9 protein-coding genes are annotated in these 12,827 nt (G+C 71.4%); 3 read left to right on the top strand and 6 right to left on the bottom strand.

The genetic code is table 11. The annotated features are described in order from the left end of the window. Positions 1 to 67 precede the first annotated feature (67 nt). The 6 genes from QF032_RS28260 to QF032_RS28235 form a co-directional block, all read right to left on the bottom strand. Positions 68 to 601 carry a GNAT family N-acetyltransferase gene (locus QF032_RS28260; protein WP_307057948.1) on the bottom strand — a complete coding sequence of 178 codons (534 nt, stop codon included), beginning with the start codon at positions 599 to 601 and terminating at the stop codon, positions 68 to 70. A gap of 21 nt (positions 602 to 622) precedes the next feature. After that, positions 623 to 1,471, bottom strand: coding sequence for a GNAT family N-acetyltransferase (locus tag QF032_RS28255; RefSeq protein ID WP_307057946.1), 849 nt, complete (start codon positions 1,469 to 1,471; stop codon positions 623 to 625). Between the two features lie 233 nt (positions 1,472 to 1,704). Further along, positions 1,705 to 2,862 (bottom strand): flavodoxin-dependent (E)-4-hydroxy-3-methylbut-2-enyl-diphosphate synthase, encoded by a 1,158-nt coding sequence (ispG, locus tag QF032_RS28250; protein WP_307057944.1) that lies wholly within the window; start codon positions 2,860 to 2,862, stop codon positions 1,705 to 1,707. Between the two features lie 343 nt (positions 2,863 to 3,205). After that, positions 3,206 to 4,510 (bottom strand): M50 family metallopeptidase, encoded by a 1,305-nt coding sequence (locus tag QF032_RS28245; RefSeq protein ID WP_307046307.1) that lies wholly within the window; start codon positions 4,508 to 4,510, stop codon positions 3,206 to 3,208. Next, entirely contained in the window at positions 4,507 to 5,760 is a 1,254-nt protein-coding gene (gene dxr, locus QF032_RS28240) for a 1-deoxy-D-xylulose-5-phosphate reductoisomerase (RefSeq protein WP_307046306.1), read from the bottom strand. The genes QF032_RS28245 and dxr overlap by 4 nt, the downstream gene beginning before the upstream one ends. 109 nt (positions 5,761 to 5,869) lie before the next feature. Then, complete coding sequence (locus QF032_RS28235) at positions 5,870 to 7,807, bottom strand: acyl-CoA dehydrogenase family protein (protein ID WP_306949026.1); 1,938 nt, start codon at positions 7,805 to 7,807, stop codon at positions 5,870 to 5,872. A gap of 433 nt (positions 7,808 to 8,240) precedes the next feature. Here QF032_RS28235 and QF032_RS28230 point away from each other — a divergent pair, with 433 nt between their 5' ends. The 3 genes from QF032_RS28230 (at position 8,241) to QF032_RS28220 (ending at position 12,751) form a co-directional block, all read left to right on the top strand. After that, a complete protein-coding gene (locus tag QF032_RS28230; RefSeq protein WP_306949027.1) occupies positions 8,241 to 9,254 on the top strand; it encodes a LacI family DNA-binding transcriptional regulator in 1,014 nt (337 codons plus the stop codon). A 150-nt stretch (positions 9,255 to 9,404) separates the two neighbouring features. Next, a complete protein-coding gene (locus QF032_RS28225; RefSeq protein WP_306949028.1) occupies positions 9,405 to 11,447 on the top strand; it encodes a glycoside hydrolase family 31 protein in 2,043 nt (680 codons plus the stop codon). Between the two features lie 116 nt (positions 11,448 to 11,563). Further along, entirely contained in the window at positions 11,564 to 12,751 is a 1,188-nt protein-coding gene (locus tag QF032_RS28220) for a sulfotransferase family protein (protein ID WP_307057942.1), read from the top strand. Positions 12,752 to 12,827 lie beyond the last annotated feature (76 nt).

The following is a 12,827-nucleotide window of genomic DNA, read 5'->3' as shown; positions in this document are numbered from 1 at the left end:
CGAGCGAACCTTTCCGGTCACGGCACTAGGAGGTTAGCCGGGAGCGCGCCGTGCCCGGAAATCCGTTTCAGCGGCGCAGGAGAGGCAGCGGGGCGCCCATCACCGCGTACGGCCGGGGGGCGCTCGGGAACAGGACCCGGCGCGCCAGGTCGTGGTACCCGAGGGCGCGGTAGAGGGCGCGGGCGGGGCTCTCGGTGTCGAGCGCGGAGAGGATCGATCGGGGCTCGGTCGCGGTGTCGGTGATCGTGGTGATCAGCGCCCGGCCCGCGCCGCGGTTCTGGAAGGCGGGGTGGACGTGGAGCTCCGTGATCACGAAGGAGTCGTCCAGCCAGTACTCGTTGCTCTGGGCCCGCAGGTAGGGCTGGACGACGGTGGACCACCAGTGGGTGCGGTCGTTCGGCATGCCGTAGACGAAGCCGATCAGCCGGCCCTCGGGGGTCGTCGCGCCGAAGGCCCGTGCACCCGGGCTGGTCATGTGGCGCAGGACGATCTGCCGTCTGACGGCCACTTCGTCCGGCCCCAGCCCGAAGGCGACGGCCTGGACGGCCAGGGCCTCGTCCACGTGGGCGGGAAGGTCCAGGGGGCCGATGGCGAGGTCCATGGCGGGGAGCCTACAGGGGCGTCAGAAGAGCACGCTGGTGAAGGCGCCGACCTCCTGGAAGCCCACCTTCGTGTACGTGCGCCGTGCCGCCGTGTTGAAGTCGTTGACGTACAGGCTCGCCACCGGGGCCACGTCCGCCAGGGCGTAGCGCAGGATCGCGGCCATGCCGGGGGCGGCGAATCCCCGGCCGCGGTACTCGGGGGCCACCCACACGCCCTGGATCTGGCAGGCCTGGGGGGTCACCGCGCCGATCTCGGCCTTGAAGACGACCTTGCCCCGGTCGTCGAGACGGGCGAACGAGCGGCCGGAGCCGACGAGTTCGGCGACCCGGGCCTGGTAGAGCAGACCGCCGTCGCCGGCCATCGGGGAGACGCCGACCTCCTCGGTGAACATCGCCACGCACGCCGGCATGATCGTGTCCATCTCGTCCTTGCGGATGCGGCGGACGTAGGGGTCCGGGGCGATGTCGGCGGGCACGCGGTCGGTGACCATGAGGGGCTGACGGGTGCGGACCTCGCGGGCCGGGCCCCAGTGGGGTTCGAGGAGGTGCCAGAGGCGGGTCGTCGCCTCGGTGGGGCCGACGATCGAGGAGCAGCGGCGGCCCGCGCGGCGGGCACGGTCGGCGAAGGCGCGCACGGCGCGGGGGGTGGCGCAGATCGGGACGAGGTTGGCGCCCGCGTAGCACAGGGACGTCAGCATGCCGTCCTCGTACCAGCCCCACATCTCGCCGCCGAGCCGCCACGGGTCGAGGCCGGCGACCTGGACGCGGGACGTCACGAAGGCGTTGGCGACCGGCTCGCGGTCGAGGACGGCGAGCGCGGCGTCCAGGTCGCTCGGTTCGAGGACCCGGGAGGTCGTCTGGGTCAACACGGGCGGGGGCCTCACACTCAGGTCTGACTGGTCCCCGCACTGTACCTGCGGATGCTTTGCCGTGCCGCCCTGCGTTCGGTGGGCGTTCGTCCGCCGTGACGGTGGGCTTGTCGTCCCGTCCTCCGGGGCTGCCGCCCCGGGGCCCCCGCGTCGGCCCTGGACGGGCCTCGCCTCGAACGCCGGACGGGCTGGATTGCCCCGGCCGGCGCTTCCGGATGGTTCCGGAGTCTGCGTCAGCCCGCGACCGACACCGACGGTTCGCCGGAGGCGATGCCCGCCGCTTCCATCTGTTCGGCCAGCTTCATGGCCTCCTCGATGAGGGTCTCCACGATCTTCGACTCGGGGACGGTCTTGATGACCTCGCCCTTCACGAAGATCTGGCCCTTGCCGTTGCCGGAGGCGACGCCGAGGTCGGCCTCGCGGGCCTCGCCGGGGCCGTTGACGACGCAGCCCATGACGGCGACGCGCAGCGGGACCTCCATGCCGGTGAGACCGGCCGTGACCTCTTCGGCGAGCTTGTAGACGTCGACCTGGGCGCGGCCGCAGGACGGGCAGGAGACGATCTCCAGACCGCGCTGCTTGAGGTTCAGGGACTCCAGGATCTGGTTGCCGACCTTGACCTCCTCCACCGGCGGCGCCGACAGGGAGACCCGGATGGTGTCGCCGATGCCCTCGCAGAGCAGCGCGCCGAAGGCGACCGCCGACTTGATCGTGCCCTGGAACGCCGGACCCGCCTCGGTGACGCCCAGGTGGAGCGGGTAGTCGCACTGCGCGGCGAGCTGCCGGTACGCCTCGATCATCACCACCGGGTCGTTGTGCTTGACCGAGATCTTGATGTCGCGGAAGTCGTGCTCCTCGAAGAGGGACGCCTCCCACAACGCCGACTCCACCAGCGCCTCAGGGGTCGCCCTGCCGTACTTCTGCAGCAGCCGGCGGTCCAGCGAACCGGCGTTGACACCGATACGGATCGGCGTGCCGTGCTCCTTGGCCGCCTTCGCGATCTCCCGCACCTTGTCGTCGAACTGCTTGATGTTGCCGGGGTTGACGCGGACCGCCGCGCAGCCCGCCTCGATCGCGGCGAAGACGTACTTCGGCTGGAAGTGGATGTCGGCGATGACCGGGATCTGCGACTTGCGGGCGATCGTCGACAGGGCGTCGGCGTCGTCCTGCGTCGGGCAGGCCACGCGGACGATCTGGCAGCCGGACGCGGTGAGCTCGGCGATCTGCTGGAGCGTGGCGCCGATGTCCGACGTGCGGGTCGTGGTCATCGACTGCACCGACACCGGTGCGTCTCCGCCCACCGCCACGGAGCCGACCTGGATCTGCCGGCTCCTGCGGCGCTCGGCGATCTTGGTCGGGACGGACGGCATGCCGAGAGAAATCGCAGTCATCTGCTGTGCAACCCCAAGTCGTGGATCAAGGTCCGGTCCCGTCAGCAGCGGGCTCCGATCCTCGAGATTACGGCACGAGCGCGAACGACAGCGCACGGCGTCCCATCGGTTCGCCCGATGGCGTGCGGTAGCGACGGACCGGGCATGGCACCCGATCAAGAGGACATGCTCTCTGGCTGATCACCATGCCCGGACCGTGGGGGAGCACCGCCGGGGGTCACCCAGGAACAGCAGAGACGTACGAAGTTCGCAGACATGACGTGCGCATGAACCCCACCCTTCGCTCTCGCGAGGGACGAGAATGAAGGGTGGGGCCGAAACGTCTTTCAGCCAAAATCTCCGCTTAACTGATTTTGACCGGGTTTACCACGTCTGCGATCAAGACCAAGATCGTGAAGCAGATGAAGACGCCCGCGACCACGTAGGCCACCGGCATCAGCTTCGCCACGTCGAACGGGCCCGGGTCGGGCCTGCGCAGCAGCTTCGCCAGGTTGCGGCGCAGCGACTCCCACAGGGCGCCCGCGATGTGCCCGCCGTCCAGGGGCAGCAGCGGGAGCATGTTGAACAGGAACAGCGAGAGGTTGAAGCCGGCGACCAGCATCACGGCCATCGCGAGCTGCTGCGAGGCCGGGATGTCGAGGGTGAAGATCTCACCGCCGACGCGGGCCGCGCCGACCACGCCCATGGGCGAGTCGGGCTCGCGGGGCGCGCCGTCGAAGGCGGCGTTCCACAGGGCCGGGATCTTGCCGGGGAGGGCGGCGATGGAGTCGACGGCCTCGCCCACCCGGTCGGTCATCCAGGACACCGAGTCACCGAAGTCCTGCTGGACGACGCCGGTGGCGGCGCTGAAGCCGAGGAAGCCGGCCTTGACGTACTCGCCCTGGACGTACGCCCCGCTGGAGTCCTTCTTGGCGACCTGGTTGGTGGCGATCGTCGTGTGCAGGGTCAGCTCCTGGCCCTTGCGGTCGACGATGATGGCCACCTCCTTGCCGGCGCTCACCCGGATGAGGTCGGACAGCGTGTTCCAGTCGTCCGTCCGCTGACCGGCGAAGGAGACGATCTTGTCGCCCGGCTTCATGCCGGCGGCCGCGGCCGGGGAGGCCGGGTCGGTCGACTTGCACGCGTCGCGGTTCTGGCTCTGCGCGATGACGCAGGGGGAGACCGAGCTGACGGTGGTGGTCTGCTGCTGGATGCCGAAGCCCATCAGGACGGTGAGGAAGAGGCCCACCGCGAGCACCAGGTTCATGAAGGGGCCCGCGAACATCACGATGACGCGTTTCCAGGGCTTGCGCGTGTAGAACATGCGCGTCTCGTCGCCCGGCTGGAGCTCCTCGTAGGCGGCCGAGCGGGCGTCCTCGATCATGCCGCGCCAGGGGGAGGTGGAGCGGGCCGTCACCCGGCCGTCCTCGCCGGGCGGGAACATGCCGATCATGCGGATGTAGCCGCCGAACGGGATGGCCTTGAAGCCGTACTCGGTCTCGCCCTTCCTGCGCGAGAAGAGGGTCGGGCCGAAGCCGACCATGTACTGCGGCACCCGGATGCCGAAGAGTTTGGCCGTGGAGAGGTGGCCCAGCTCGTGCCAGGCGATCGAGAACAGCAGGCCGACCGCGAAGACGACTATGCCGAGGACCATCATCAGGGCTGTCATGCTCGCGCCTCCGCGGTAGCCGTCAGTTCTTGTGTACGGGCCCGGGCCCAGGTCTCCGCCTCGAGGACGTCCGACACGGTGAGGGAAGTTCCCGTCGCCGGCGTGCCGTGCTCCTCCACGACCCGGGTGACGGTCTCCATGATCCCGTTGAACGGGAGCGCGCCCTTGCGGAACGCCTCCACGCACTCCTCGTTCGCGGCATTGAACACCGCCGGCGCCGTGCCCGCGAGCTCGCCCACGTGCCGGGCGAGGTTCACGGAGGGGAACGCCTCGTCGTCGAGGGGGAAGAACTCCCAGGTCGACGCGGTGCTCCAGTCGAAGGCGGGTGCCGCGTCGGGGACGCGCTGCGGCCAGCCGAGGCCGATGGCGATGGGGCCGCGCATGTCGGGGGGCGTCGCCTGCGCCAGTGTCGATCCGTCCGTGAACTCAACCATCGAGTGGACATACGACTGCGGGTGCACGACCACCTCAATCCGGGAGAAGGGAATGTCGTAGAGGAGGTGCGCCTCGATGACTTCCAGGCCCTTGTTGACGAGGGTCGCGGAGTTGATCGTGATCACCGGGCCCATGGACCAGGTGGGGTGGGCGAGGGCGTCCTCCACCGTGACGTGCGCCAGCTGCGCCTTGGTGCGGCCTCGGAAGGGGCCGCCCGAGGCGGTGACGACCAGCTTGCGGACGTCGGCCCGGGCGCCGCCGGCCAGGGCCTGGAAGAGGGCCGCGTGCTCGGAGTCCACCGGGATGATCTGGCCGGGCTTCGCGAGCGCCTTGACCAGCGGGCCGCCGACGATGAGCGACTCCTTGTTGGCGAGCGCGAGGGTGCGGCCCGCCTCCAGGGCGGCGAGGGTGGGCGCGAGACCGATGGAGCCCGTGATGCCGTTGAGGACGGTGTGGCAGTCGGAGGCGGCGAGGAGGGTGGCCGCGTCCGGTCCGGCCAGGATCTCGGGCAGCGGCTCCCCCGCGCCGTACTCGGCGGCGAGCGCCTCGCGCAGGGCCGGCACGACGTCCTCACGGGCCACCGCGACGGTCCGCACCCGCAGCAGCCGGGCCTGTTCGGCGAGGAGGGCGACCCGGCCGCCGTTGGCGGACAGGCCCGTCACCCGGAACCGGTCCGGGTTGCGCAGCACGAGATCGATGGCCTGGGTGCCGATCGAGCCGGTGGAGCCGAGGACCACCACGTCCTTGGGACCGTCGCCCACGACGGGGTCGTAGACGAGGTGCGGGTCGGCGAGAGGGCTTGGACTGTCGCTCATCCCCCCATTGTCGCCGCACCGCGTGCGCGCCAGGACAGGGTGTCCCCCCAAGGAGGACACCCTGCGCACCGGTGTGCGACGACTCACCCGACGGACTCACCCGACGGACTCACCCGAGGGAACGGTGGACGTTCTCCCGCTCGCTGGGTCCCGGGGCCGCCTCGGCGATCCACGGGCCGTCCCCGGACGGGTCGACGATGCCCTGCTCCAGCCACTCGTAGGCACCCGCCATGACGCCCTTGACGACCTTGCGGTCCAGGTCGTCGGTGTTGCTCCACAGGCGGGTGAAGAGCTCGTCGACGCGCAGCCGGGACTGGCGGCAGAAGGCGTCGGCGAGCTGGTAGGCCTCGCGGCCGTGCTCACCGCGCGAGCGCAGCAGCTCGGCGCGCACACAGGCCGCGCTCATCGCGAAGAGCTCCGCGCCGATGTCCACGATCCGGCCGAGGAAGCCCTGCTTGGTCTCCATCCGGCCCTGCCAGCGGGACATGGCGTAGAACGTGGAGCGGGCGAGCTTGCGGGCGTGCCGCTCCACGTGGCGCAGATGCGGGGCGAGGTCGACGCCCGCGTGCTTGAACTCGCTGTACGACGACGGCAGCTGCCCCGGTCCCGCGACCAGCTTGGGCAGCCACTTGGCGTAGAAGACACCGGCGCCCGCGCCCGCCTTCGCCTTGTCCTGGAGGGACTTGTCGGGGTCGATGAGGTCGCCGGCGACCGTGAGGTGGGCGTCGACGGCCTCGCGGGCGATGAGGAGGTGCATGATCTCCGTCGAGCCCTCGAAGATGCGGTTGATCCGCAGGTCGCGCAGGACCTGTTCGGCGGGGACCGCGCGTTCGCCGCGGGCGGCGAGGGACGCGGCCGTCTCGAAGCCGCGGCCGCCGCGGATCTGGACCAGCTCGTCGGCCATCCGCCAGCCCATCTCGGAGGCGATGAGCTTGGCCAGCGCGCCCTCGATGCGGATGTCGTTGCGGTCCTCGTCGGCCATCTGCGAGGACAGGTCGAGAACGGCCTCCAGGGCGAAGGTCGTCGCCGCGATGAAGCTGATCTTCGCGCCGACCGCCTCGTGGTGGGCGATGGGCTTGCCCCACTGCTCGCGCGCGGCCGACCACTCACGGGCGATCTTCAGGCTCCACTTGCCGGCGGCCACGCAGGACGCCGGCAGCGAGAGACGGCCGGTGTTGAGGGTGGTCAGGGCGATCTTGAGGCCCGCGCCCTCGGGTCCGATGCGGTTCGCGGCCGGGACGCGGACCCGGTGGAAGCGGGTGACGCCGTTCTCGATGCCGCGCAGGCCCATGAAGGCGTTGCGGTTCTCGACGGTGATGCCGGGCGAGTCGCTCTCCACGACGAACGCGGTGATGCCGCCCTTGTGGCCCTCGCTCCTCGGCACCCGGGCCATCACCACCAGCAGGTCGGCGACCACGCCGTTGGTGGTCCACAGCTTGACGCCGTCGAGGACGTAATCGTCCCCGTCGGGCACCGCGCTGGTGGCGAGGCGGGCCGGGTCGGAGCCGACGTCCGGCTCGGTGAGGAGGAAGGCGCTGATGTCGGTGGTGGCGCAGCGGGGCAGGAACTTCTGCTTCTGCTCGGGGGTGCCGAACATCTTCAGCGGCTGCGGTACGCCGATCGACTGGTGCGCCGACAGCAGCACGCCGATCGCGGGGCTGGCCGAGCCGATGAGGGCCAGCGCCTTGTTGTAGTAGACCTGCGTCAGGCCGAGGCCGCCGTACTTGGGGTCGATCTTCATGCCGAGGGCGCCGAGCTCCTTGAGGCCGGCGATCACCTCGTCGGGGATCCGGGCCTCGCGCTCGATGCGGGCGGCGTCCACCTGCGTGTCGCAGAAGGCGCGGAGCTTGGCCAGGAACGCCTCGCCGCGCCGGACGGCCTCGTCGGAGGGGACCGGGTGAGGGTGGATGAGGTCGAGCCGGAAACGGCCCAGGAACAGTTCCTTGGCGAAGCTGGGCTTGCGCCAGTCCTGTTCCCGGGCGGCCTCGGCGACCTGACGGGCCTCACGTTCGGTGACGGTGGGTTTCTTGAGGGGTGGTGCGGACATGAGGCTCACCTCGCCGCGAATCGGGATCTCGGACCACATTGGTTACCGATCGGTGCTACCCGATCGTTGGTACCCGATCCCGGGCGAGGTGGCCACCCCGCGTGCGCGCGTTCGGTCGGCTCGAGCCGCCGGCGGGCACCGCTCGCGAGCGGCCCGCGCCCCGGCGGATCCCGGCCGATCCCGGCGCGCGAGTGCGCGCCGGGGCGTCCGGAAGCACCGCTTCCCCTCGTCGGGCGGCCTGCGCCGATCGGGTGTGCGCGACTCCCGCGAGAGCTTCCCGTACCCTTCTCCACCATTCCCCCATAACTCGTTGTCGAAGCGCTTCGACAACCTATGGACACCCACCCCCTACGGGGTTACTGTCGAACCACTCTCACCCGCCCATGTTCGCAATGCGCACTGTCGAAGCGCTTCACAAAGCTTGGAGAGCTGGATGGTCACCCTCGCCGAGGTCGCCCAGCACGCCGGAGTCTCGGCGAGCACGGTGAGCTATGTCCTCAGTGGCAAGCGGTCCATCTCGACGACGACCCGGCAGCGCGTCGAACAGAGCATCCGGGAGCTCGGCTACCACCCGAACGCGGGCGCCCGCGCACTGGCCAGCAGCCGGTCCAACATCATCGCGCTGATGATTCCGCTGCGCACCGACATCTACGTGCCGGTGATGATGGAGATCGCCATCGCGGTGGCCACCACGGCGCGCACGTACGGGTACGACGTCCTGCTGCTGACCGGCGAGGAGGGGCCCGACGCCGTCCGGCGCGTCACCGGCAGCGGGCTCGCCGACGCGATGATCCTGATGGACGTCGAGCTGGACGACGAGCGGCTGCCGCTGCTGCGCTCCACCGACCAGCCCTCCGTGCTGATCGGGCTGCCCGCCGACACCTCCGGCCTGACCTGCGTCGACCTCGACTTCGCGGCGACCGGCGCGCTGTGCGTGGAGCACCTGGCGACGCTGGGGCACCGCGACATCGCGGTCATCGGCGAGGCGCCCGCGGTCTACGAACGGCACACCGGCTTCGCCGAACGCACCCTGGAAGGTCTGCGGCACCGGGCCAGGGAACTGGGCCAACGGCTGCTGCACCGCCCGTGCGAGGGCGGGTACGACGCGATGGCCGTGACGCTGGCCCGGGTCCTCGACGAGCGGCCGGGCACCACCGGCTTCGTCGTGCAGAACGAGTCGGCGGTCGAGCCGCTCCTCGCGCTGCTGCGCCAGCAGGGCCGGGCCGTCCCGGAGGACGTGTCGGTGGTGGCGATCTGCCCCGATCAGGTCGCCGTCCAGGCGTCGGTGCGGCTGACCTCGGTCGCCATCCCCGCCCAGGAGATGGGCCGGCACGCCGTGGAACGCCTCGTCGCCAAGCTGGAGGGGCGCGGCGGCGACGAAGTCGTGCTCATCGCTCCCGAGCTGACGGTCCGGGCGAGCACGGGACCGGCGCCCTCCGGAGCCTGACCCACGCCCCGCCTCTCGCCCCCTGCCTCTCGCCCCCAGCCGCTCTCGCACCTCGCACGTCGCTCCCTGCCCCTCGCACTCTGCCGGGGCGCCCCCATGCCCGCGTCCCCTGTTTCACTCCTGTCTGCACTCCTTCAAGGAGCACCCCACGTGAACCAGCCTGCCGAAAACCAGCCTCAGGTCAGCCTCGCGCAGTCGTCGCCCACGGTCGGCACCTTCCGGGAGCGCGACGGCGCGCTGGAGTGGAGCGGCCGTCAGGAGACCCTGCGGATCGAGCCGTGGGGCCCGGACGCCGTCCGGGTGCGCGCCAGGCTCGGCGGACCGATCCTCGAGGGACTGCCGGGCGCCCTGCTCGACGGGCCGCCCGCCACCGAGAGCAGCGTCAAGACCGGTGACGGGGAGGGCCTGCTGACGGTCGGCGCGCTCACCGTCGAGGTGAGCGCCGAGGGCCTGGTCCGCTTCCTGCGCACCGACGACCGCACCGAGATCCTGGCCGAGGACCGCGCCCACTTCTGGTGGCCGGGCTCGCGCCTCTACACGGCCGTCGGCAACGGCCACCACCGCCTGGAGCAGCGGTTCGCCGCCTACGACGACGAGCGGCTGTACGGCCTCGGCCAGCACCAGCACGGCCGCCTCGACCAGAAGGGCCTGGTCCTGGACCTCGTCCAGCGCAACGCCGAGGTCGGCATCCCGGTGCTCACCTCGAGCCGCGGCTACACGCTGCTGTGGAACAACCCGGCGATCGGCCGCGTCGAGCTGGCCGGCAACGGCACCCGCTGGGTCGCCGACTCGGCCCGGCAGATCGACTACTGGATCACGGCCGGCGCCCCGGCCGACGGCCAGCGCCGCTACAGCGCGGTCACCGGCCGGACCCCGATGCTGCCGGAGTGGGCGGCGGGCTTCTGGCAGTGCAAGCTGCGCTACCGCACGCAGGACGAACTCCTCGAGGTGGCACGGGAGTACAAGCGCCGGGGGCTGCCGCTCGACGCCATCGTCTGCGACTTCTTCCACTGGACGCATCTGGGCGACTGGAAGTTCGACCCGGCGGAGTGGCCCGACCCGGCGGCGATGGTCCGCGAGCTCGAGGAGATGGGCGTCAAACTGGTGGTGAGCGTGTGGCCGTCGGTGTCGCCGCTGAGCGAGAACCACCAGCTGATGGAGCAGCGCGGCTACTTCATCGGCACCCAGTACGGTCCCATGGCGCACGCCGACTGGCCCGACAAGGGGGTCGCCTCGACGGTCCAGGTGGCGTTCTACGACGCGACCAACCCCGAGGCCCGGGACTTCCTGTGGTCGAGGATCCGCGACAACTACCTCGCCCCGTACGGCATCACGGCCTTCTGGCTGGACGCCTGCGAGCCGGAGCTGAAGCCCGGTTTCCCGGAGAACCTGCGCTACTGGGCGGGCCCGGGTCTGGAGGTCGGCAACATGTACCCGGCCGAGAACGCCCGCACGTTCTACGAAGGGCTGCGCGCGGCCGGCGAGGAGGAGATCGTCAGCCTCAACCGCTCGGCCTGGGCGGGCAGTCAGCGCTATGGCGCCGCCCTGTGGTCCGGTGACATCGGGACCGACTTCCCGACGCTGCGCCGGCAGATCGCGGCCGGCCTGAACACCGCGCTGTCGGGCATTCCCTGGTGGAACACCGACATCGGCGGCTTCCACGGCGGCGACCCGGACGACCCGGCGTACCGGGAGGTGATGGTCCGCTGGTTCCAGTTCGGGGCGGTGTCCCCGCTGATGCGTCTGCACGGATTCCGCGACCCGGGCATGCCGCTCGGTCCCGACATGACCGGCGGCCCGAACGAGGTGTGGTCGTACGGCGAGGAGGCGGGCGCGATCCTGGAGGCGTACCTGCGGCTGCGCGATCGGCTGAAGCCGTATGTCATGGAGGTCATGCGGGAGGCGCACGAGGAGGGCCTGCCACCCATGCGGCCGCTGTTCCTGGAGTTCCCCGGCGACCCGGCGGCCTGGTCGGTGGACGACTCCTACCTCTTCGGCCGCGACCTGCTCGTCGCGCCGGTGCTGACGGCGGGCGCGACGACCCGCACGGCCCACCTCCCGGCGGGCGCGGTCTGGACGGACGCGTGGACGGGCGAGACGTACGAGGGCGGGACGACCGTGACGGTCGACGCCCCGCTGGAGCGCCTCCCGCTGTTCCTGCGGGACGGGGCCCGGCTACCGGTGGCCGAGTAACACCGGTTCGTCGTCGCCGCGCGAACTCCCTTGTGGCAAACGGTGGTTGGTGGGGTAGGGGGCTGGCGTCCGCTGCCCCCTCCGTCCCTCGCTGCCCCGCGAAAGGGTGTTCTCCCGTGTCCTCATCCCCGCTCGCCCTCACTGTGGCCAACCTGTTGCTGCGGCCCGGGTTCGCCTCCCGGCGCACGCCCGACCGCGTCCTCGACCGGCTCTCGGCCGCGGCCCGCCCGGCGGACGGGGACGAGGAGTTCACCGAGGAGTTCCGGCGCCTGCTGCGCGACTGGGCCCGGGACGAGAGCCTCACGCCGGTCGGCTGGTGGTCTGCGCAGGGGCACGTCCGACGGCATCTGGCCAACCGCGCCCGGGTCCGGCGGCTGATCGCCGAGCACCCCGGGATCGCGCGGGAGCCGGTCGAGCGGCCGGTGTTCGTGGTGGGCCTGCCGCGCACCGCGACGACGCTCACCCACGGTGTGCTCTCGCTGTCCGAGGAGCACCGGTGTCCACTGCTGTGGGAGCTGTTGACACCGGACGTGCAGGGCTCGCCCGGGCAGCGCCGCAGAGCGGTCACCGCGGCGCGTCTCATGGTCGGCGCGATCGATCTGTTCGCGCCGCGCTACCGCGACATCCACCCCCTGGTGGCCGAGGGACCCGAGGAGTGCACGTTCGCCCTCCCGCACACCGTCATGCCGCTGTCCCAGGCCCGCATACCCGCCTACCGGGGGGCGCTGGAGGAGCGGGACTTCGTCCCCGACTACGCCTACCTCAAGCAGGTCTACCAGGTGCTCCAGTACGGCCGCCCCCGCCGCCGCTGGGTGCTGAAGTCTCCGCTGCACACCGGCAACCTCGACGCGCTGCTCGCCGTCTTCCCCGACGCCACGCTCGTGTGGACGCACCGGGACCCGGCCGCCGTCGTGGCCTCCTTCTGCAGCTTGATCGAGCACGGCATGGCGATCACCCTGCGCCCGCTCGACCTGCACGAGCTGGGCGCCACCTGGCTCGCGCTGCTGAGCCGTTCCGTGGAGCGCGGCCTCGCGGCCCGTGCCGCCGTCCCGCGCGAGGCGCTGGTGGACGTCCCCTACTCCTGGCTGGGATCGGACCCGGCCACCGGGGCACCGAAGCTCTACGACGCCGTGGGCGCCCGCTGGACCGACGCCGACGCGGCGCGGCTCCCCCGGATCGCCGCCCGCCCCAAGGGCAGCCGGCCGCACAGCTACGACCTGGCCCGTTACGGCCTGACCCGGGCCGACGTCGACGCCGCGTTCGCCGACTACGACGTGCTGCGCGCCGAGGTCGACCGGGCCTGACGCACGGCGGGGGCCACGGCCCGACGCACGCCTGACGCACGGCGGGGGCCGGCCCCGCGGGATGCGCGGAGCCGGC

It is taken from the genome of Streptomyces achromogenes, assembly GCF_030816715.1.
GTDB classification, from domain to species: domain Bacteria; phylum Actinomycetota; class Actinomycetes; order Streptomycetales; family Streptomycetaceae; genus Streptomyces; species Streptomyces achromogenes_A.
This window is presented reverse-complemented; position numbering and strand designations above follow the sequence as displayed.

What these genes read in the sequence shown, in the direction of transcription:
- QF032_RS28260 (WP_307057948.1), bottom strand. Translation starts at nt 601, where the DNA reads ATGGACCTCGCCATCGGCCCCCTGGACCTTCCCGCCCACGTGGACGAG.
- ispG (WP_307057944.1), bottom strand. Translation starts at nt 2,862, where the DNA reads ATGACTGCGATTTCTCTCGGCATGCCGTCCGTCCCGACCAAGATCGCC.
- QF032_RS28245 (WP_307046307.1), bottom strand. Translation starts at nt 4,510, where the DNA reads ATGACAGCCCTGATGATGGTCCTCGGCATAGTCGTCTTCGCGGTCGGC.
- dxr (WP_307046306.1), bottom strand. Translation starts at nt 5,760, where the DNA reads ATGAGCGACAGTCCAAGCCCTCTCGCCGACCCGCACCTCGTCTACGAC.
- QF032_RS28235 (WP_306949026.1), bottom strand. Translation starts at nt 7,807, where the DNA reads ATGTCCGCACCACCCCTCAAGAAACCCACCGTCACCGAACGTGAGGCC.
- QF032_RS28230 (WP_306949027.1), top strand. Translation starts at nt 8,241, where the DNA reads ATGGTCACCCTCGCCGAGGTCGCCCAGCACGCCGGAGTCTCGGCGAGC.